Source organism: uncultured Litoreibacter sp. (assembly GCF_947487515.1).
GTDB lineage: Bacteria > Pseudomonadota > Alphaproteobacteria > Rhodobacterales > Rhodobacteraceae > Litoreibacter.
The window spans coordinates 719,123-738,296 of the sequence record NZ_CANKWO010000001.1 but is presented as its reverse complement, the minus strand read 5'-3'; the positions used below and the strand labels follow the sequence as shown (position 1 = coordinate 738,296).

General features: G+C 58.0%; 20 protein-coding genes. 13 read left to right on the top strand and 7 right to left on the bottom strand.

All coding sequences use genetic code 11. The features are described from left to right. Nucleotides 1-51 precede the first annotated feature (51 nt). The 3 genes from Q0746_RS03605 to Q0746_RS03595 all read left to right on the top strand — a co-directional run bounded on the left by Q0746_RS03605 (nt 52) and on the right by Q0746_RS03595 (nt 3,978). Nucleotides 52-1,575 (top strand): Ppx/GppA family phosphatase, encoded by a 1,524-nt coding sequence (locus Q0746_RS03605; protein ID WP_298257282.1) that lies wholly within the window; start codon nt 52-54, stop codon nt 1,573-1,575. A gap of 454 nt (nt 1,576-2,029) precedes the next feature. Continuing rightward, nucleotides 2,030-3,367 carry a proline--tRNA ligase gene (gene proS, locus Q0746_RS03600; protein WP_298257280.1) on the top strand — a complete coding sequence of 446 codons (1,338 nt, stop codon included), beginning with the start codon at nt 2,030-2,032 and terminating at the stop codon, nt 3,365-3,367. After that, nucleotides 3,367-3,978, top strand: coding sequence for an SGNH/GDSL hydrolase family protein (locus Q0746_RS03595; RefSeq protein WP_298257277.1), 612 nt, complete (start codon nt 3,367-3,369; stop codon nt 3,976-3,978). Before proS ends, Q0746_RS03595 begins: the two co-directional genes overlap by 1 nt. A gap of 9 nt (nt 3,979-3,987) precedes the next feature. Here Q0746_RS03595 and urtE read toward each other — a convergent pair whose 3' ends face one another. The 5 genes from urtE to urtA all read right to left on the bottom strand — a co-directional run bounded on the left by urtE (nt 3,988) and on the right by urtA (nt 9,901). Further along, on the bottom strand, nt 3,988-4,683 hold the full coding sequence (gene urtE, locus Q0746_RS03590) for an urea ABC transporter ATP-binding subunit UrtE (protein ID WP_298257275.1): 696 nt from the start codon (nt 4,681-4,683) through the stop codon (nt 3,988-3,990). A 3-nt stretch (nt 4,684-4,686) separates the two neighbouring features. Continuing rightward, nucleotides 4,687-5,427 carry an urea ABC transporter ATP-binding protein UrtD gene (gene urtD / locus Q0746_RS03585; RefSeq protein WP_298257273.1) on the bottom strand — a complete coding sequence of 247 codons (741 nt, stop codon included), beginning with the start codon at nt 5,425-5,427 and terminating at the stop codon, nt 4,687-4,689. Continuing rightward, nucleotides 5,424-6,596, bottom strand: coding sequence for an urea ABC transporter permease subunit UrtC (gene urtC, locus Q0746_RS03580; protein ID WP_298257271.1), 1,173 nt, complete (start codon nt 6,594-6,596; stop codon nt 5,424-5,426). Before urtC ends, urtD begins: the two co-directional genes overlap by 4 nt. Nucleotides 6,597-6,599: 3 nt before the next feature. Then, nucleotides 6,600-8,555 carry an urea ABC transporter permease subunit UrtB gene (gene urtB, locus Q0746_RS03575; protein WP_298257269.1) on the bottom strand — a complete coding sequence of 652 codons (1,956 nt, stop codon included), beginning with the start codon at nt 8,553-8,555 and terminating at the stop codon, nt 6,600-6,602. Between the two features lie 71 nt (nt 8,556-8,626). Then, nucleotides 8,627-9,901, bottom strand: coding sequence for an urea ABC transporter substrate-binding protein (gene urtA, locus Q0746_RS03570; RefSeq protein WP_298257267.1), 1,275 nt, complete (start codon nt 9,899-9,901; stop codon nt 8,627-8,629). Nucleotides 9,902-10,367: 466 nt separating this feature from the next. Here urtA and Q0746_RS03565 point away from each other — a divergent pair, with 466 nt between their 5' ends. From Q0746_RS03565 to Q0746_RS03520, 10 genes are all read left to right on the top strand, one after another. Further along, nucleotides 10,368-11,132 (top strand): urease accessory protein UreD, encoded by a 765-nt coding sequence (locus Q0746_RS03565; protein ID WP_298257265.1) that lies wholly within the window; start codon nt 10,368-10,370, stop codon nt 11,130-11,132. 3 nt (nt 11,133-11,135) lie between these two features. Next, nucleotides 11,136-11,438: an urease subunit gamma gene (locus tag Q0746_RS03560; protein ID WP_298257263.1), complete on the top strand. Its 303-nt coding sequence runs from the start codon at nt 11,136-11,138 to the stop codon at nt 11,436-11,438. 11 nt (nt 11,439-11,449) lie between these two features. Beyond that, nucleotides 11,450-11,755 carry an urease subunit beta gene (locus Q0746_RS03555; protein ID WP_298257261.1) on the top strand — a complete coding sequence of 102 codons (306 nt, stop codon included), beginning with the start codon at nt 11,450-11,452 and terminating at the stop codon, nt 11,753-11,755. Beyond that, nucleotides 11,755-13,464 carry an urease subunit alpha gene (gene ureC / locus Q0746_RS03550; protein WP_298257259.1) on the top strand — a complete coding sequence of 570 codons (1,710 nt, stop codon included), beginning with the start codon at nt 11,755-11,757 and terminating at the stop codon, nt 13,462-13,464. Before Q0746_RS03555 ends, ureC begins: the two co-directional genes overlap by 1 nt. Further along, nucleotides 13,464-13,931 carry an urease accessory protein UreE gene (locus Q0746_RS03545; protein WP_298257257.1) on the top strand — a complete coding sequence of 156 codons (468 nt, stop codon included), beginning with the start codon at nt 13,464-13,466 and terminating at the stop codon, nt 13,929-13,931. The genes ureC and Q0746_RS03545 overlap by 1 nt, the downstream gene beginning before the upstream one ends. After that, nucleotides 13,876-14,559, top strand: a complete 684-nt coding sequence (locus tag Q0746_RS03540; RefSeq protein ID WP_298257255.1) for an urease accessory UreF family protein — start codon at nt 13,876-13,878, stop codon at nt 14,557-14,559. The genes Q0746_RS03545 and Q0746_RS03540 overlap by 56 nt, the downstream gene beginning before the upstream one ends. Then, a complete protein-coding gene (gene ureG / locus Q0746_RS03535) occupies nt 14,556-15,167 on the top strand; it encodes an urease accessory protein UreG (protein WP_298257253.1) in 612 nt (203 codons plus the stop codon). Before Q0746_RS03540 ends, ureG begins: the two co-directional genes overlap by 4 nt. A gap of 92 nt (nt 15,168-15,259) precedes the next feature. After that, nucleotides 15,260-15,643 (top strand): DUF3461 family protein, encoded by a 384-nt coding sequence (locus tag Q0746_RS03530; protein WP_298257251.1) that lies wholly within the window; start codon nt 15,260-15,262, stop codon nt 15,641-15,643. A 332-nt stretch (nt 15,644-15,975) separates the two neighbouring features. Further along, a complete protein-coding gene (locus tag Q0746_RS03525) occupies nt 15,976-17,238 on the top strand; it encodes a lipoprotein-releasing ABC transporter permease subunit (RefSeq protein WP_298258047.1) in 1,263 nt (420 codons plus the stop codon). After that, a complete protein-coding gene (locus Q0746_RS03520; protein ID WP_298257249.1) occupies nt 17,231-17,914 on the top strand; it encodes an ABC transporter ATP-binding protein in 684 nt (227 codons plus the stop codon). Before Q0746_RS03525 ends, Q0746_RS03520 begins: the two co-directional genes overlap by 8 nt. Here the strand turns inward: Q0746_RS03520 and Q0746_RS03515 are convergent. Both Q0746_RS03515 and Q0746_RS03510 read right to left on the bottom strand, forming a co-directional pair. Continuing rightward, complete coding sequence (locus Q0746_RS03515; protein ID WP_298257247.1) at nt 17,911-18,858, bottom strand: alpha/beta hydrolase; 948 nt, start codon at nt 18,856-18,858, stop codon at nt 17,911-17,913. The genes Q0746_RS03520 and Q0746_RS03515 overlap by 4 nt on opposite strands. After that, complete coding sequence (locus tag Q0746_RS03510) at nt 18,855-19,142, bottom strand: SCP2 sterol-binding domain-containing protein (RefSeq protein ID WP_298257245.1); 288 nt, start codon at nt 19,140-19,142, stop codon at nt 18,855-18,857. The genes Q0746_RS03515 and Q0746_RS03510 overlap by 4 nt, the downstream gene beginning before the upstream one ends. Nucleotides 19,143-19,174 lie beyond the last annotated feature (32 nt).

Below are 19,174 nucleotides of genomic sequence, written 5' to 3'. Positions count from 1 at the left end.
TTCAAACGGCATGGTGATTTCGCAAAACCTAACCCAAAGGCGAGAAAAGCTTTGGACAGTAACCACGACGAAGACGGCCCCTTCGGGCGCCCCTTGTTCAACGATCCGAAGTCGAAGGCTTTGAAGCGGGTGGGGGCTATTGACGTTGGCTCCAACTCGGTGCGGATGGTGGTGTTTGATGGTGCGGCGCGCAGCCCTGCGTATTTCTTTAACGAAAAGGTCATGGCGGGGCTTGGTGCGGGGCTTTCTGAGACAGGGCGATTAAACCCGCAAGGGCGAGAACGGGCTTTGGCGGCCTTGAAGCGGTTCGCCTTGCTGGCACAGGGGATGGGGGTATCACCCATGACCTGCGTAGCAACCGCCGCAGTGCGCGACGCGCTGGACGGCCCCGATTTTCGCGCCGAAGTGGCCCGCGAAACCGGCCTGAACTTATGGGTGGCGGAAGGTGCAGAGGAAGCCAGACTTTCCGCACAGGGTGTGTTTTTGGGCTGGCCGGAGGCGCGCGGGTTGATGTGCGACATCGGTGGGTCCTCGATGGAATTGGCAGAATTGGGCGACGGCGTTGTGGGACGGCGGATTTCATCGCAGATCGGCCCGCTGAAACTCATGAGCCTGAAAGGCGGCGCCAAAACCCGCAAGGCCGTGATCGACGAAACGATTGATGACCTGCGCGAACAAATCGACGGGGATTACAAGACCCTGTTCCTTGTAGGGGGCTCGTGGCGTGCGATTGCACGTCTGGACATGGAGCGCCGCGGTTACCCGTTGAAAGTGCTGCATGAATACCGGATGACGACCAAATCGATCCTGCAGACGGTGAAATGGATCAGCAAGCATAACGTCGCAGAACTGCGGGCGATGACCGGAAATTCCGAAGCTCGGATGCGGTTGGTGCCGATTGCGGCGCAGGTGTTGAAATCCCTAATCCAGCGGTTCAAACCGAAGTCGGTTGCTGTGTCTAGCTATGGTATCCGTGAGGGGCTGCTTTATGAGCAAATGCCCTTTGAATTAAAGCGCCGCGACCCGTTGATCGAAGCCTGCCGCTACGACGAGGCGATGAATGCGCGCATTCCGGGGTTTGGCAAATTCCTCTACCGCTTTATTGAACCATTGTTCGAAAAGACCGCTCCCGAAAGATTGCGGCTGATCAAGGCCGCCTGCCTTTTGCATGACGTCAGTTGGCGTGCGCACCCCGATTACCGCGCAGAAGTGTGTTTTGACAACTCCACCCGCGCCAACCTTGGGGGGTTGGATCACAACGGACGGGTGTTCTTGGGAACAGCCCTGCTGCACCGGTACAAAAACTCGCGCAATGGGACACCGTTCCAAGAACTGTTCGACCTGCTGTCAAAGCGCGAGTTGCGCGACGCCGAAGTCTTGGGCAAAGCCATGCGGTTTGGGGCGATGTTTTCAGTGCAACGCCCCGAATTGATGGGGCAATTAAAGTGGCACCCAAAGAAGCGCCTGTTGAAGATGAAGCTGCACCCCGACACCAAAGCCCTGTTCGGGGAGGTCGCACAGGCCCGCTTTGCCTCCTTGGCGTCGGCCTTGGATGCTGAGATGGATGTCCAGTGATACGAATATTGAGGGCCGCTCGGCGCTTGTGAGCTTTGGCGAAATATCCGGTTGGCCCCCGATGACGTTTCTGGCGCCTTAACAGAAGTTAGATGATAGCCTGAGAATGCCGCGCACGCGGTGTTTTGTCAGAGATCCGTTTCGCTTGGACTGACTTGAACCAAATGTAGCCCCATTCAGCAGGCCGGAAAGGCAGTCAGCTGCCCCGTCGACTTCCTCGCATCAGGGCCGTATCGGGGGCGTCTTTCGACTGGGGCGCCACGACATTTCGGTGCTAGGTCGTCTCCTGCGGGGCGCTGTGTGGCGCGCATGTCTGGCCGCATCTGCGGGCTGCACCAGTGTGATCCGGTTCTTGGCCATAGATGCTGCACAATCGATGAGTGAGCGGCTTGCTCCACATCGCGTCATGGCGTAACCACACTTTAACCCTGAAACACCGATGTGAGCTTTCCTTATGCGCCTGTCCCGCTACTTCTTGCCCGTCCTGAAAGAAACCCCTGCGGAGGCGCAGATCGTATCGCATCGCTACATGCTGCGCGCGGGCATGATCAAGCAATCGTCGGCAGGCATCTATTCGTGGTTGCCGCTGGGCTACAAAGTTCTCAAGAAGATCGAAAACATCGTGCATGAGGAACAAGCGCGCGCAGGCCATATGGCGATGCTGATGCCAACCATCCAGTCGGCGGATTTGTGGCGCGAAAGCGGTCGCTACGACGACTACGGCGAAGAGATGCTGCGCATCAAAGACCGCCACGACCGCGATATGTTGTTCACCCCCACGGCCGAGGAGATGATCACCGACATCTTCCGCAGCCATGTCAGCAGCTACAAAGACCTGCCTTTGACGATGTACCAGATACAATGGAAATTCCGCGACGAGCGCCGTCCGCGCTTTGGCGTCATGCGGGGCCGCGAGTTCTACATGAAGGACGGCTATAACTTTGACCTGACCAAAGAAGATGCGTTGCATGCTTATAATCGCCATCTGGTGAGCTACCTGCGCACCTATGAGCGCATGGGGCTGCAAGCGATCCCTATGCGCGCGGATTCTGGCCCGATTGGCGGCGATGATACGCATGAATTTTTGGTGCTGGCGGACACCGGCGAGTCGGAGGTGTTCTACGACAGCGCCGTGACCGACCTCACCTTTGGTGACCGCGAAATTGATTACGACAACAAGGAACAATGCGCAGGGGTGATGGAGGAATTCACCACCAAATACGCCCGCACCGACGAGACGCATGATGAGGCCTTGTTCAACGAGGTGCCCGAAGAACGTCGCAAAACCGCGCGGGGCATCGAAGTTGGGCAAATTTTCTACTTCGGCACCAAATACTCCGAAGCGATGAAGGCCACCATTCAAGGGCCAGACGGGAAATCTGTTCCGGTTCATATGGGGTCGCACGGCATTGGTGTGTCGCGTCTGTTGGGGGCGATCATTGAGGCCAGCCACGATGACAAGGGCATTATCTGGCCCGAAGGCGTGACACCGTTCCATTGCGGAATCGTGAACCTGAAACAAGGCGACGAAGACGCCGATGCGGCCTGCGAAGGGCTATATAAATCACTGACTGCTTTGGGGCTTGAGCCGCTGTATGATGACCGCAAGGAGCGGGCAGGCGGCAAGTTCGCCACGATGGATCTGATCGGGTTGCCTTGGCGCATCACTGTTGGCCCTCGGGGGTTGAAAAACGGCGTGGTGGAGCTGACCTCGCGCCGCACGGGCGAAAGCGAAGAGATGTCGCCGGAAGATGCAGTGGCCAAGGTCGCGGCGATTTACGCAGGGCACTGATGGCGACAATACTGGCATTTGGGGACAGCCTAACATGGGGTGCGCGCCCTGACGGAGGAGGGCGTCACCCGACGGCTGATCGCTGGACAACTGTACTGCACGAACGCACCGGTTTCGAAGTGATCCCAGAGGGGCTACGCGGCCGGACGACGGCCTTTGACATGCCCGTTAGCCCCGCTGATACGAATGGGGCGGCCCTGCTGCCGTCCATTTTGCACACGCATGCCCCCGTTGATTTGGTGGTTTTGATGCTGGGAACGAATGACGCCTTTTGTGGGGTCAATCCGGAACTGGCTGCGCGCGGCATGGCGCGATTGATCGAGATTGTGCGCCACCATCCTTGCAGAATTCCGTGTGAGGTGCCGCAAATTTTGGTGGTGGCTCCTCCTGTTATCGTTCCCAGTTCGGACATCACTTCGGCCATGATTGATGCCAGCCAAAAGTACCGCGACTTGGTCACAAAGATTGCGGAACTTAACGAGGTCGAGTTCTTTGACAGCAATGACGTCGCGGTCTGCTCGGCCCTTGATGGGCTTCATCTGGATGCGGAAAATACCCGTGCGATTGGGGCGTCTTTGGCACCGGTTGTCACAAGGATGCTTGCGCCTTAGCGTCGCCGGTTACACAGACACCATTTGCAACAAGGCACCACGTTCGATGCCGGCCTTGGTGGTGTTTTCGATGACCTCGCCACGTTTCATAACGACCATCTGATCCGCCAGATCAAATGCGAAGTCGAAGTATTGCTCGACCAGAACGATCGCCATCGTGCCGCGTTCTCGCAGGGTTCTGATGACATCCCCGATTTGCTGAATAATGTTGGGCTGGATGCCCTCGGTGGGCTCGTCCAGTAACAGAAGCTTGGGCTTGGTGATTAAGGCGCGCGCAATGGCCAGCTGTTGTTGTTGCCCGCCAGACAGATCGCCGCCGCGCCGGTGCTCCATTTCTTTGAGGACAGGGAACAACTCGAAGATATCGTCGGGGATGAAATGTTCGGATTTTGGCAGACAAGAAAATCCCGTCTGCAGGTTTTCGCGCACCGTCATCAACGGAAAGACATCGCGCCCTTGCGGCACATATCCAACCCCCAATTGGGCAAGGGAATGCGCTGGCAGATTGCGCAGCTTTTGCCCGTCCAGCGTGATCTCGCCCCCCGATCGGGAATGGGTTCCGGAGATGGCTTTCAACAGGCTGGTTTTGCCCACGCCATTGGTGCCCATGATGCAGGTGACTTCCCCGACATTGGCGGTAAGGGAGACATCGTAAAGTATCTGAGATTTGCCGTAATGCAGTGTTAGGTCTTGAATATTCAGCATAATTTAGCGCCCTAGATAAACGTCAATAACGTCTTGGTTTTTGGTCACATGGTCCAACGACCCTTCGGCCAGAACGGCACCTTCGTGCAGCACGGTGACTTTGCAGTTCAGGCGGCGCACGAATTCCATATCATGTTCTACCACCACCACTGCGCGGGTTTTGGCGGCCTCCACCAAGATCGAAGTGGTCTTTTCGCGCTCGGCAGGGGTCATGCCTGCGGCGGGTTCGTCCACCAACAGCAATTGCGGGTCTTGGGCCAAGAGCATGCCAATTTCCAGCCATTGCTTTTGGCCGTGGCTCAACTCCCCTGACAAGCGTAGCAACGCATCGGTCAGGCCGATCTCGTCGGCCAGTTCATCCACTCGGGCAAGATCGCGCTTGGCCGGGCGGTAGAACAACACGCGAAGAGGGCCGCGATCTTTGCGCAGGGCCATCAGCAGGTTTTCTTGGACGGTTTGGTCTTCGAACACCGTGGGTTTTTGGAATTTGCGACCAATGCCCGCTTGGACGATCTTTGCCTCTGACATGCCAATCAGCGAGATGCTTTTGTCGCCCCAAGTAATCCGGCCCTCATCGGGGCGGGTCTTGCCGGTGACGATGTCCATGAAGGTGGTTTTCCCCGCGCCATTTGGCCCGATCACCGCACGCATCTCTGCGCTTCCGATTTGAAACGACAGGTTATTGATCGCGCGAAAGCCGTCAAAGCTGACAGTCACACCCGAAACTTCGAGAAGGCTTCTCATCTGTCTTCTCCTTTCTTGCGCGTCATTAGATCGATGATGCCGCTCATGCCGCGCGGGGCGTAAAGCGTCACCAGCACGAAGCTGAGGCCAAGCAGGATCAGCCACCAATCGACCCATTTGACGGTATAGAACCCAAGGTTGATGTCGGGGGCCTGACCGCCGGTGAACCAGCTGGACACAAGGCTGACGAAGGCGGTGCCAATCACCGCGCCATAAAGCCTGCCGCGCCCGCCAATGGCCACCCAAACTGCCAGATAGATCGAAGCGATCGGTGCGACCTCTGCGGGGTTGATGATACCGGCTTGCGGGTAATAAAGCGCGCCCGCGATGCCCGCGATACAGGCCGTCAGGGTGAAGACCGCCAGCTTGTAGCTTTCGACCGAATAGCCAAGGAAGCGCACGCGGGCCTCATTGTCGCGAATGCCGCGAATGACGGAGCCGAATTTGCCGGACACCACCCAAGCCACCAACAGGTAGCCAGCGCCAAGTGCCGCCGCCGAGGCCCAGAAGAACCACAAGGACACGGTGGCCTGCGGAGCGGTGACCCCGGGCAGGTTTTGTAAACCCGACAACCCGTTGTTGCCACGCAAGCCGCTGGCGTTTTGGAACAGGTATAGGGCCAGGCCCAAGGTCATAGCCTGCGTCAAAATTGACAGGTACACGCCTGTCACGCGACTGCGAAACGCCAGCCAGCCAAAGACGAAAGCCAGCAAACCTGGAACCAAGACGACAAAGGCCAGTTGCAACACGATGCTATCCGCGAAGGCCCAGATCAGCGGGAACTCACTGCTGCCCACGACCCCGAAAATCTGGTTGCCGATGGCGGCTTTGATTTCCTCGGGCGTGGGGGGCAAAACGCCGTCAGACAGGGAGTTGACCACAATCTGGCGCGTGCGCTCAAACATCAGCCACATGCCGACCATATAGCCGCCCAAACCGAAGAAGGCGAAATGGCCCAGCGACAAGATGCCCGTGTAGCCCCAGATCAAATCCATGGCGACGGCGACAAGGCATAAGCAAAGAGTTTTGCCCAAGGTTTTGACGAAGCTTGTGGAAATGAAGCCAATGCCAAAGCCCTCGGACAAGACCGTGACCACCAGCGTGAACAGGGCCAAAAGGGCCAAAAAGACCAGCACCGACGGGTTGCGCGCGATGAATGAGGTGTTCATGGCTTAATCTCCCGCCGCGCGACCCTTGAGGGCGATGATGCCCCTTGGCCGGAATTGAATGAAAATGATGATGAAGATGATCATATAGGTTTGGGCGGCCAGCGTGTTTGAGGGGTTCAGCCACTCCACGCCTTTCTGGAAGCCGCCGATCATCATCGCGCCGGCAAGCGTGCCCCAGATGTTGCCTACTCCGCCCACGACCACGGTCATGAAGCTTTGCACGATGTAGTCGTCTCCCATCTCGGAGGTGACCTTCGCGAACAGCCCGATGGCCACACCTGCAATGCCCGCAATCCCTGACCCAAGCCCGAAGGTCAGCATATTCACGCGGTCGGTGTTGATCCCCATACTAGAGGCCATGCGTTGGTTTTGGGTTGTGGCGCGGGTCTCCAGACCGAGACGGGTGCGCTTCATGATGAACAAGAACAGCCCAAGAAACAGCAGCGCCAGAATGAAGATCGCGATGCGGATATAGCTAATCGCCAGCACGTCATTGATTACCCATGCCCCATCCAGCCACGCCGGAGAGGTCAGCGGGCGGGCTTGCGTGCCAAAGATGTTCTTGGCCAGTTGCTGCAGGGCGATGGACACACCGAATGTGGCCAGCAAGGTTTCCAAGGGACGGTGGTAGAGCCATCGGATGACCAGTCGCTCTAGGGCGACACCTGCGGCGAAAGTGACGGCAAAGGCCAAGGGCACGGCAAGGATGATCGACAGCGTGTGGTTGGGGACGAACTGCTGCACGACGTAGCCTGTGTAGGCGCCCATCATGATGAATTCACCATGCGCCATGTTGATGACCCCCATGACGCCGAAGGTGATCGCAAGGCCGATGGCCGCAAGAAAATAGATCGACGCCAAGGATAGTGCATCCAGCCCAAGGTCTGCGGCTTGGCTGACAGAGACACGGGTTTGCGACTTGGCAAGCGCGGCTTTGGCGGCGGTCGTGACTTGGGGGGATGGCTCTAGGTAGAGGTCGTAGAAGCTGTGCTTATCAAGGGTTGCCTCAATGCTGGATGCGGTGACACGGGCAGGGGCCACGCCGTTGTCCACCAGCAGATCGTAGACCTCGTTGCGCTTGGCCTCGGTCGCAAGTTGCGCAACAGGCACCCCAGCGATGCGCGCGTTGCTGATATTGGCCTCTAGGAGTGCGTCGCGGGCGTCATTGGTGGTCAGTGCGGGGGCAAGGCCATTGGCGACCAATGCCTCATATGCCGCTAATGGGGCCAGCGCCTCTGTGCCGGGGCGCAGTTTGGAGGCGATGTTTCCCTCAGGCGTGGTGTCCGCATCAGTGATAACCATCTTGGTGGCCAGAAGCGGATTTAACGTGCCGCGAAAATCGACGCTCAGATCGCCTGCCATTGCGTTGATCGCCTCAACCCGTGCGGTGGTGTCTGTGTCGAAGCTCATGGTCATAAGCTGGTTCAGGCGGGTTTTTCGGGCCAAAATATCTGCGTCAACTTCGCCCTCAATGGAGGCGCGCAAGGGGGCCAGCGCCGCAGCCTCGGGGTCGCGGGCGATGGAATCTAGGGCCGCGCGGCGTTTGGCTGCATCGGGATCGGACAGCTGGAACTGCACCAAGGCGGTTGCGATCATTGCGCGGATGCCGCTGTTGGGTTTCAGCTGCTTCAGGTCCTTCTTGATGGCGTTCCCGCGCGGTGCGCCGTCCTGAAAATCCTGCAAAGCATAGGTGCCGTCGTCATTCTTGGTGGCCAGAAAAAACAGGCCGTCGGCCTTGCGCTGCCACATGTTCTTGGACTGCCATGCCTCAAGCACGCTTTGCATCTGAGGCAAGCCGCTGCTGGCGATGGCGTCGATCGCGGGGGCAATGGTTTTGCGAGAGCTTTTCTCGAGCAATTCGCGCTGGCTTTGCAACACGTCTTGAACCGATACCGTTTGTGCTGTGGCGGCATTGATCAAAAGCAGTGCCGCGAGGACTGCGAGAAACAGGTGTTTCATGGGAAAAGCTTTCGGGGGGGAAGTTCAAAGGGGTGAGGGCGCACAGGCGCGCGCCCTCACTTAGGGGTGGATTAGTAGTTGGACAGGGTTTGAACGCAGGACTTGGTCTCTGTGTTGTACATGCCGCAATCCAAGGCCTTCCAGTCAGACACCAATTTGGCGGATTCTGGCAGGAAGTCTGTCCATGCGTCACCTGGAACTTCAGCTGTTTGGCTGATGATGTCGAACTGGCCGTCTTCAGTGATCTCGCCAATCAGAACAGGCTTGGACAGGTGGTGGTTGGGCAACATCACGGCTGTGCCGCCTGTCAGGTTCGGGAACTCTTGGCCGTACATTGCGGTGCGAACGGCGTCCACGTCGGCGGTGCCAGCAGCAGTTGCCGCGTTAACCCACATGTTGAAGCCGATGTAGTGGGCTTCCATTGGGTCGTTGGTCACGCGCTCTTCGCCCATTTTGGCTTTCCAAGCGGCGATCCATTCAGCGTTGGCGTCGGTTTCTGCCGATTGGAAGTAGTTCCACGCCGCAAGGTGGCCCACAAGATTGGTTGTGTCCAAGCCGGACAGCTCTTCTTCCCCAACGGAAAACGCAACAACTGGGATGTCGTCGGCGGAAATACCAGCCGCGGCCAGCTCTTTGTAGAAGCCGATGTTGGCGTCGCCATTGATGGTCGAGATCACGCCGACCTTCTTGCCGTCTGCGCCCAATGCAACCACGTCAGCTACAATCTTGGACCAGTCAGAGTGGCCAAATGGTGTGTAGTTCACAAAGATATCTTCTTTCGCGATGTCTTTGGACTGCAGGTAGGATTCCAGAATGTTGTTTGTGGTGCGCGGGTAGACGTAGTCCGTGCCCAACAGTGCGAATTTTTCGATGCCCAATTCGTCAAGGAAGTAATCCGTCGCAGGGATCGCTTGTTGGTTCGGGGCGGCACCTGTGTAGAACACGTTTTTGGAGCTTTCTTCGCCCTCATATTGAACAGGGTAGAACAGCAGGCCGTTCAGCTCTTCGATCACCGGTAGCACGGATTTACGCGACACGGATGTCCAGTTGCCGAAAATGACGTCAACTTCATGCACGCTGATCAACTCGCGGGCTTTTTCCGCAAACAGTGGCCAGTCAGAGGCCGGATCAACCACCACGGCTTCCAATTGGCAGCCCAAGACGCCGCCTTTGGCGTTTTGCTGATCGATCAGCGTCAGCATGGTGTCTTTGAGCGTGGTTTCGGAAATTGCCATCGTGCCAGACAGGGAGTGCAGGACGCCAACCTTAAGGGTGCAATCCTCGGCAAAGGCAGGCAGGGCCGCGCTGAAGGTCAGGGCCGTGGCTAGAGCAGTGGTGGTTCTCATGTGATCTCTCCAAGCAGGGAGTGAGCTTTGGCTTGTTCTGAGAACACATGCGCCTTAGCTAGTCCCTGCAACGTAAGTGTTGCAAATCGTGTGGCGGCCGGAGTGAGGTCCAATTCAACCAGTCGTCACACACCCCTGCCATCAAATATCTAGATTCGAACTCAGAGGATGTGGTGATGGTTGTGGGGCAGGTCCGGAAGCGCAAATATCCGCACCCGAAAATTAACGAATTAGAACGCAATGATTAAATATTGGGCGCGATACATGCGAAGCGCCTAAATTTTAAACTCTGACTTTTGGGCTTCATTCGATTTACGCGGAAATCCTGCCACTTCATCGATGAATATGCTCGAACACTAGGCACAAATGCCTTTTGCCGGAGCCTGCCATTAACCTTTTGTCCCCTATACCACGAACTGACCTTTGTGCAGTCCAACCGCGCGCCATTGGCACGGGGAAGGTGGTGATGTGTGCAGATGTTGCTGGCAAAACGCGGCTCAGTGGTTTGCGCCAAACCGGCTCCACCAAATTGGTATTTCCTCACCAGATGCGCGACGAGGCAGAGGTGATATTGGTCAACACCGCAGGCGGCATCACCGGTGGCGACAGATATGATTTGGACATATCCGTTGAAGAGGGTGCAGGGCTGACACTGACCACGCAAGCGGCGGAACGTGCGTACCGCGCCCAAAGTGGCGAGGTTGCACAGGTGGAAAACAGGCTGGTCGTGCGGTCTGGGGCGCGGATGAACTGGTTGCCGCAAGAGCTGATCCTGTTTGATTGCTGTGCCCTGCAGCGTCGCTTGGATATTTCGCTGGAAGACGGCGCAACCCTCGTCATGGTGGAACCTATCGTCTTTGGTCGCGCCGCCATGTCCGAGCAGCTGCACAACGTCAATTTCCAAGACCGCATCAAGATCACCCGCAATTCGCGCCCTCTTTATATCGACGGAATGACCCTCTCTGGTGATGCCGCCGCGCATTTGTCCCATCCAGCAGTTGCCAATGGCGCGGGTGCAATGGCCAGCGTGGTTTTGGTGGCGCCCGATGCCGCCGCGCATTTGGACGCGCTGCGCGCCATGCTGCCCGATACTGCGGGGGCCAGCATGCTGCACGAAGACGTGCTGGTGATCCGGCAATTGGCCGCCGACAGCTATGAGTTGCGGCGCAGTTTGGTTCCTGCACTGGAACGGCTCACTCAAAATAATCTGCCCACATCATGGAGGCTTTAGCCCATGCAACTTACCCCTCGAGAAAAAGACAAGCTGCTGATCGCGATGGCGGCTGAAGTGGCGCGCAAACGCTTGGCGCGCGGCGTGAAGCTGAACCACCCCGAGGCCATTGCACTGATCACCGACGCGGTCGTCGAGGGCGCGCGCGATGGGCGTTCGGTGGCGGATATGATGGAGGCGGGCGGTCACGTTGTCACCCGCGATCAATGTATGGATGGCATCGCCGAGATGATCCACGAAGTGCAGGTCGAAGCCACTTTCCCAGACGGCACCAAGCTGGTCACCGTCCACAACCCGATCAGGTAGGAGCGCACAACATGATCCCCGGAGAACTCTTTCCCGCCGAGGGCACCTTGACCTTGAACGAGGGCCAAGACGCCATCACCCTGATCGTCGCCAACACTGGCGACCGCCCCGTACAGGTCGGCAGCCACTACCATTTCGCAGAAACCAACCCCGCGTTGGAGTTTGACCGCGACGCGGCCTACGGGCTGCGCCTTGATATCGCCTCTGGCACCGCCGTGCGTTTTGAGCCGGGTCAACGCCGCGAGGTGCGCTTGATCGCCATTGGCGGCAAGAGACGCGTATTTGGATTTAACGCCCAAGTCATGGGAGACCTCTGATGGCTCAAGAAATTTCCCGCGCCAATTACGCCGCGATGTATGGCCCCACGACCGGCGACAAACTGCGCCTTGCAGACACAGACCTGATCATTGAGGTGGAGCGCGATCTGACCACCTACGGCGAAGAGGTCAAATTCGGCGGCGGCAAAACCATCCGCGACGGGATGGGGCAATCCCAAGTCACCCGCGCGGGCGGGGCGGTTGATACGGTGATCACCAATGCGCTGATCGTTGACCACTCGGGGATTTATAAAGCGGATGTTGCGTTGAAAGACGGCTTGATCCACGCCATCGGCAAGGCGGGCAACCCAGACACACAATCTGGCGTCGACATTTTTGTGGGCCCCGGCACCGAAGTGATCGCGGGCGAGGGGCGCATTTTGACGGCGGGCGGCATGGACAGCCACATTCACTTTATCTGCCCGCAGCAGATGGAGGACAGTTTGCACTCCGGCGTGACCACCTGTTTTGGCGGTGGCACAGGCCCCGCGCATGGCACTTTGGCCACCACCTGCACGCCCGGTCCTTGGCACATCGGGCGCATGTTGCAGTCGTTTGACGGCATCCCGATGAACATCGGCCTGTCGGGGAAAGGCAACGCCAGCCAGCCCGACGCATTGGTCGAAATGGTCAAAGGCGGCGCCTGCGCGTTGAAGCTGCACGAGGATTGGGGCACCACCCCCGCCGCCATTGATTGCTGCCTGTCGGTGGCGGATGACATGGATGTTCAGGTGATGATCCACACGGATACGCTGAACGAATCCGGTTTTGTGGAGCACACAGTCGACGCCATGAAAGGCCGCACCATTCACGCCTTCCACACCGAGGGTGCGGGCGGTGGTCACGCACCGGATATTATCAAAATATGTGGCGATGCCAATGTGTTGCCGTCCTCAACTAATCCCACACGCCCCTTCACTGTGAATACGCTGGAGGAACATCTGGACATGTTGATGGTGTGTCACCACCTCGACAAATCCATTCCCGAAGACATCGCCTTTGCCGAAAGCCGCATTCGCCGCGAAACCATCGCAGCAGAGGACATTTTGCACGACCTCGGGGCCTTCTCGATCATCGCGTCGGACAGTCAGGCGATGGGGCGCGTGGGCGAGGTGTTGATCCGCACATGGCAAACCGCCGACAAGATGAAAAAGCAGCGCGGCCCTCTGGCGGAAGAGACCGGCGATAACGACAACATGCGCGTGCGCCGCTACATTGCGAAATACACGATCAACCCCGCGATTGCGCAGGGGGTTGGCCATGTGCTTGGCGATATCAGCATCGGCAAGCGGGCGGATTTGGTGCTTTGGGATCCGGCGTTCTTTGGGGTGAAGCCCGAGATGGTGCTGATGGCGGGGACGATTGTTGTCGCGCAAATGGGGGACCCGAATGCCTCCATCCCGACACCGCAGCCGGTCTATTCGCGCCCGATGTTTGGGGCGTTCGGCACATCGCTGCGCCACACCTCGGTGAGCTTCGTGTCAGGCGCGGCCCATGCGGCGGGGATTGGTGACAGCCTTGGGCTGTCCAAGCAAACGATCGCCGTCCAAAACACCCGCAATATTGGGAAGCAAGATATGATACTGAACGCCGCCCTGCCGAAGATCGAGGTGCATCCTGAAACCTATGAGGTGCGCGCGGACGGCGAATTGCTGACCTGCCAACCTGCGGAGAGCCTGCCGATGGCGCAGCGCTATTTCATGTTCTGATGGCGGATTATACCTCTCAGAAAATCCGCCGCGCGGGCGATTGGTCGGGCAGCTTTGAGCTATGCGTGATGAGCTATGATGAGCGATTTTTGCGCCGCAAGGTGATCAAAACCGCGCAGGGGGAAAGCCTGCTGGTGGATTTGGAGCATACGACATCGCTGGATCACGGCGATGCGTTTGAGTTGACCGACGGGCGGCTGGTTGAGGTCGTGGCCGCAGAAGAAGAGCTGTATGAGGTGACGGGCAATCTGGTGCAGCTTGCGTGGCACATCGGCAACCGCCACACGCCCTGCCAGATCGAGGACACACGCCTGATGATCCAGCGCGACAAGGTCATCGGCCATATGTTGGAACACCTCGGTGCGACCCTGCGTGAGGTGTCGGAGCCGTTCACCCCCGAAGGCGGGGCTTATGGCCACGGGCGCACCCATTCGCATGAACATGTCGCGACCGCGCATGAGCACTGATCTGCATATATTAACCCTAACGCAATGGCTGTCGCCCGCATTTCCGGTGGGGGCCTTTGCCTATTCACATGGGGTGGAGGTGGCAATTCAAAACGGTGTGGTCACCAGTTCAGACAGCTTGCGCGACTGGCTACGCGGGGTGTTGCGTTTTGGCAGTGGCGGCAATGACTGCATCTTGTTGCGCGCCGCTTATGCCAGCGATGATTTGCAACTGGTGAATGACACTGCCTTGGCCTTTGCAGCCTCCTCGGAGCGCTTGTTAGAGACGAGGCTTCAAGGTGCGGCCTTCGCAAAGACCGCGGCCGCGATTTGGGGCGGGGAAGCGCGTGACCTATGCTATCCCGTTGCTATTGGCGCTGCCGCCGCGCGGGCAGGTATCGACGTGGATTTGACCGCACGGATGTATCTGCAAGCTTTTGCAAGCAATCTGGTCTCTGCCGCCGTGCGCGCGGTGCCTTTGGGGCAAACCGAAGGGCAGGCAGTGCTGGCCGCACTTACCCCCGATTGCATCGAGATCGCGCAAAACACGCGTGACGGCACTTTGGACGATTTGCACAGTACAGCATTTTTGTCCGACATCGCGTCGATGACCCATGAGACGCTTCAACCAAGGATATTTCGCTCATGACTGCAATGAATGGCCCGTTACGCATTGGCATTGGTGGCCCTGTTGGCGCTGGAAAGACCACGTTGACGGCCGCCTTGGCACGGGAGTTAAAGGACCGGTGTTCCGTTGGGGTGATTACCAATGACATCTATACCCAAGAAGATGCCGAGGCCTTGATGCGGATGCAGATATTGCCGCAAGACCGTGTGATCGGGGTCGAGACGGGGGGCTGCCCGCATACGGCCATCCGTGAAGATGCCTCGATCAATCTGGCCGCGATTGAGGAATTGCGCAGCAGGCACGCAGACCTTGAGGTCGTGTTTATCGAAAGTGGCGGCGATAATTTATCCGCGACTTTTAGCCCTGAACTGGCGGATGTGACGATCTATGTGATCGACGTGGCAGCAGGAGAGGAAATCCCGCGCAAGGGTGGCCCCGCCATAACCAAGTCTGACCTGTTGGTGATTAACAAAACCGATCTGGCCCCGCATGTTGGCGCCAGCTTGGAGGTGATGCAGCGTGATTGCGACCTAATGCGAGGCGAACGGCCATATGTCTTTTGCTCTTTGCGCCACAGGGAAGGGGTGGAACAGGTTTTGAAGATCATTTGTGAATTGGGTGGAATTTAGCGGGGCCATCAGCAATCTGTCGCTTTTTCTTCAAGGGCGTGTAGGGTGGGGTTTTTAACAGCTTCATGCATTGCCAAATTGGAAGAAAACAGATGAGCACTCCGACCCCAAGCCTTACCGAAATGGGTATCCTGAATCCTGACCAGATTGTGCATTATTCGTTGGTGCGCGTATCGGATGATATGGATGTCTTGAAAATCAACTATGGTCGGCCACGTGGCTCTTTGCTACCCAAACGCCGGAGTTACGAGTTCAAGCGCATTGGGAAGCCGATGTCAGGCGGGGATGCAGCGAAGGTCAGGATGGAAATATCACCCTTGCTTTCAACCGCGGTGACAGAGCTGGATCATCTGTTGAGTGACCAAAAAGCGACGGCGGCGACCAAGCAAGATTTGCAAGCAGAGATCGCCGAGATCACCAAAGAGCTGAACGCCCGCTTGGCACATCTCTCCAAGGCAATTGACGCGCTGGAATAGCCCAAGCCGGTGCAATACGCGCGCGCAGACCTATAGGTTCCCCACGGGCGGCGCCACTTTTACGTGATATCTGCGATGGACCGCGGATTGCAGGTGTGGAGCGCTATATTTCAGGCGTATTTTGCTGCATTTGGGGGGAATCGCGCAGATGGAACTGCGGGCCAGCCTTTGGTTGCCCTAGTGTCAGGTCGGGGCGTGTCAGCGCAGTTTGGTGTCATTCACTTGACCTGATTGAGCGATCAGCGCAAATGTGACGGCAAAATCATTGCCGGAGAGCGCCGTTGAGCAGCAACACTTCCCCCTCTACCGCCCCTTTCGCGGGGTTCGAATGGATGATCGCTTGGCGCTACTTGCGGGCAAAACGCGCCGAAGGGGGCGTGTCGGTCATGACGTGGATCAGCCTGATCGGGATCACCTTGGCGGTCGCAGCCTTGATCATCACCTTGGCCGTGCGTTCGGGGTTTCGGTATGAGTTTGTCGACACCATTTTAGGCGCGAATGCCCATGTGACTGTGTATTCGTCGGGCAAAACCGACGCGTCCGGAACTTACGCAAGGGTAATCGAGGACTACGACGGGCTCACCGCCAAGATGGCCAAGGCCGAGGGCGTGATCCGTGCTGCGCCTTTGGTGAAAGGGCAAGTCTTGACGGCGTCATCGTCAGGGAATGCCGCCGCCGAGGTCTTCGGCATTCGTGCAGCAGATCTGGCGATGGTGCGCCGAGTGGCTCAGCCTGAAAAACGGTTGGGAAATCTGTCGAAATTCGGTGTGGCCAACAATGGTATGACCATTGCCATCGGTTGGGGCGTGGCGCGCAGCCTTGGGGTGTCTGTGGGGGATAAGGTCAAACTGATCTCGCCCAATGGGACCAAAACCCCCTTCGGCACCTCGCCACGGATTTCCGCCTATGAGGTGGTCTATGTTTTCCAAGTGGGCCGCTACGACATTGACCGCACGCGGGTCTATATGCCGTTTGACAAGGCGCAAGACTACTTCAACCGCGAAGGTGTGGCGGATGAGATCGAGGTGATCCTTGATGATCCTGAAAACGTCAGCAAGCAAGAGCGGGCTTTGCTGTCTGCCGCAGGCGACGGCGCGCTATTATGGACATGGATAGATAGCTCTGGTGCATTCTTGCAAGCGCTTGAGATGGAGGACAATGTGATGTTCTTGATCTTGTCGGTGTTGGTTTTGATTGCCTCGATGAACATCGTGTCGGGGCTGATTATGCTGGTGAAGAACAAGGGGCGCGACATTGGTATTTTGCGTACGATGGGGCTGTCTGAGGGATCGGTCTTGAGGGTGTTCTTCATCTGCGGCGCGTCCATCGGGGTCATTGGCACGATTCTGGGGATGATCCTTGGATGTCTGTTTGCAATCTACATTGACCAGATCTTCGGGCTGGTGAATTGGGTTGCGGGGGGCGGTGTTTGGGACCCGTCAATCCGGCTGATCTCCAAGCTGCCTGCGCGCCTTGAGTTGGGCGACGTGTTGTCCGCCATCTCATTGTCGTTGTTCCTAAGCTTTGTCGTGACCATCTTTCCGGCCCGTCGCGCGGCCCGTATGAACCCTGTGGAGGCCTTGCGCTATGAGTAACGCGGCATTGCTGCTCGACGGTGTCGAGAAAGTTTACAATGCAGGCAAACCCAATGAACTTGCGGTTCTGCGGGGCGTGCATCTTGAGGTGGCTTCGGGGGAGGTTGTGGCCATGGTGGCCCCATCTGGTGCTGGCAAGTCTACCTTGCTGCATATGGCCGGCTTGCTGGACACGCCGGACAAGGGGCGCGTGGAAATTGACGGGGATGACCTGAGCGGGCGCAGCGACCGCGCGCGCACGGCAGCACGGCGCTCAAAGGTGGGTTTCATCTACCAGTTCCACCATCTGTTGCCAGAGTTTACAGCGCTGGAAAACATCGTGCTGCCACAGCTTGCATCGGGTGTGTCCAAGCGCAACGCTGAAGCTCATGCCAATGAATTGCTGGATAAGGTGGGGGTGGCATCTCGGGCTGACCACCGCCCAGGAGAGTTGTCAGGAGGGGAGCAACAGCGCGTCGCCTTTTGTCGCGCACTGGCCAACAAGCCGGGTTTGTTGCTGGCGGATGAGCCGACGGGGAACCTTGATCCAGAAACCTCGGATCAGGTGTTTGATGCGTTGATGGACTTGGCCCGCTCCACCGGATTGGCGGCGCTAATTGCGACGCATAATCTGGAGCTAGCTGGCCGAATGGACCGTATGGTCCGGCTCGAGCAGGGGGTTTTGGTGGACGTCTAGGCGTCCGCCAGCGCGGTTGAATACAGCTCCACCGCCGCGTCAAATACCTCTGCCTGCACATCTGGCAAATCCATCGCAACCTCGTGCTCGCCGCCTTCAATCAGGCGCAGTTCACCATTGTGCCAGCGGGCCATTCTGTCGTGGATGGCATCTGTGTCGACGATACGCTCATTGGTGCCAAGGAAGGTGATCGCCCGCAGGTTTGGGGTCGGCATGGATGACAAGGCGTGGCATTCTTTGAAGGCCTCGTTGATCCACGCGAAAGACGGGCCGCCAAGGGCCAGTTCGGGGTAGGTTGTGATCTGCTGGCGCATGGCCTCGAAGGCCGCTTTGTCACGGGTCAGCATATTGTCTTGGAACGGTTGGGACAGCACGTAGGACACCTCCGAGGTGCCAATCGCCAGCACCCGTTCGAACCGCGTATTCCGGCTGAGGGAGGACAACGCCCAGCCTGCGCCACGTCGCAGCGGATCAAGTGCAATATCCCACATAGGACCAGTAAAGACCGCCGCGTTGACCGGCAGGCCCTCGATGAGCGCGCGCAACCCGATGCATCCGCCCATGGAATGTGCAAACAGCCCCATGGGTTCCGGCAGGTTCAGCGCAGGGAGGGCCTTGAGAACTGCGGCGACGTCGTGTTGGTATTCGTTGAACTTGTCAACATGGCCAATCAGCCGGTTGTCCAAGGCGCGGTCGGCCAAGCCTTGGCCGCGCCAATCGATGGCCACCGTGGAAAAGCCGCGATCTTGAAAGGATTTTGCGGCGGCCCCGTATTTCTCGACAAACTCCGTGCGCCCCGGAAACAGCAGCACGGTGCCTTTGTCGCCGCCGCCCCAAACACCAATGCGGATTCGAATGTCATCAGATGTGGTCAACCAATAGGCGCAACCGCCATCCGGACCATTAGCGATATCGGCGTGAAAGGGGGCGGGTGTCAGGCTCACGACAAGACGGATCCCAGCTTCATGGCAGCGCCCATGTCACCGTCAACGGTCAGTTTTCCGGTCATGAAAGCCGCTGTCGGGTTCAAGTCGCCGCTCAGAATGGCCTCAAATGTGTCTGCGTCCGCAGTCATGGTGCATTCGGCGTCGTCGTCGCCTGCACGAACACCGTCACTGTCGACCATGATGGAGCCTTCACCCTCAATCACGAATTTTACGGAGCCGTCAAAGCCGCCGTCCATTTTACCAGCTAGGGCGTCTACGGCTTGATTGATTACGTCGCTCATTATTTCGTCTCCTGAAAAAGTGATGGCCAATG

Excerpts from the sequence above, each read along its gene's own strand:
- proS (WP_298257280.1), top strand. The coding sequence starts at position 2,030 with ATGCGCCTGTCCCGCTACTTCTTGCCCGTCCTGAAAGAAACCCCTGCG.
- Q0746_RS03595 (WP_298257277.1), top strand. The coding sequence starts at position 3,367 with ATGGCGACAATACTGGCATTTGGGGACAGCCTAACATGGGGTGCGCGC.
- urtE (WP_298257275.1), bottom strand. The coding sequence starts at position 4,683 with ATGCTGAATATTCAAGACCTAACACTGCATTACGGCAAATCTCAGATA.
- urtD (WP_298257273.1), bottom strand. The coding sequence starts at position 5,427 with ATGAGAAGCCTTCTCGAAGTTTCGGGTGTGACTGTCAGCTTTGACGGC.
- urtC (WP_298257271.1), bottom strand. The coding sequence starts at position 6,596 with ATGAACACCTCATTCATCGCGCGCAACCCGTCGGTGCTGGTCTTTTTG.
- urtB (WP_298257269.1), bottom strand. The coding sequence starts at position 8,555 with ATGAAACACCTGTTTCTCGCAGTCCTCGCGGCACTGCTTTTGATCAAT.
- urtA (WP_298257267.1), bottom strand. The coding sequence starts at position 9,901 with ATGAGAACCACCACTGCTCTAGCCACGGCCCTGACCTTCAGCGCGGCC.
- Q0746_RS03565 (WP_298257265.1), top strand. The coding sequence starts at position 10,368 with ATGTGTGCAGATGTTGCTGGCAAAACGCGGCTCAGTGGTTTGCGCCAA.
- Q0746_RS03560 (WP_298257263.1), top strand. The coding sequence starts at position 11,136 with ATGCAACTTACCCCTCGAGAAAAAGACAAGCTGCTGATCGCGATGGCG.
- Q0746_RS03555 (WP_298257261.1), top strand. The coding sequence starts at position 11,450 with ATGATCCCCGGAGAACTCTTTCCCGCCGAGGGCACCTTGACCTTGAAC.
- ureC (WP_298257259.1), top strand. The coding sequence starts at position 11,755 with ATGGCTCAAGAAATTTCCCGCGCCAATTACGCCGCGATGTATGGCCCC.
- Q0746_RS03545 (WP_298257257.1), top strand. The coding sequence starts at position 13,464 with ATGGCGGATTATACCTCTCAGAAAATCCGCCGCGCGGGCGATTGGTCG.
- Q0746_RS03540 (WP_298257255.1), top strand. The coding sequence starts at position 13,876 with ATGGCCACGGGCGCACCCATTCGCATGAACATGTCGCGACCGCGCATG.
- ureG (WP_298257253.1), top strand. The coding sequence starts at position 14,556 with ATGACTGCAATGAATGGCCCGTTACGCATTGGCATTGGTGGCCCTGTT.
- Q0746_RS03530 (WP_298257251.1), top strand. The coding sequence starts at position 15,260 with ATGAGCACTCCGACCCCAAGCCTTACCGAAATGGGTATCCTGAATCCT.
- Q0746_RS03525 (WP_298258047.1), top strand. The coding sequence starts at position 15,976 with ATGATCGCTTGGCGCTACTTGCGGGCAAAACGCGCCGAAGGGGGCGTG.
- Q0746_RS03520 (WP_298257249.1), top strand. The coding sequence starts at position 17,231 with ATGAGTAACGCGGCATTGCTGCTCGACGGTGTCGAGAAAGTTTACAAT.
- Q0746_RS03510 (WP_298257245.1), bottom strand. The coding sequence starts at position 19,142 with ATGAGCGACGTAATCAATCAAGCCGTAGACGCCCTAGCTGGTAAAATG.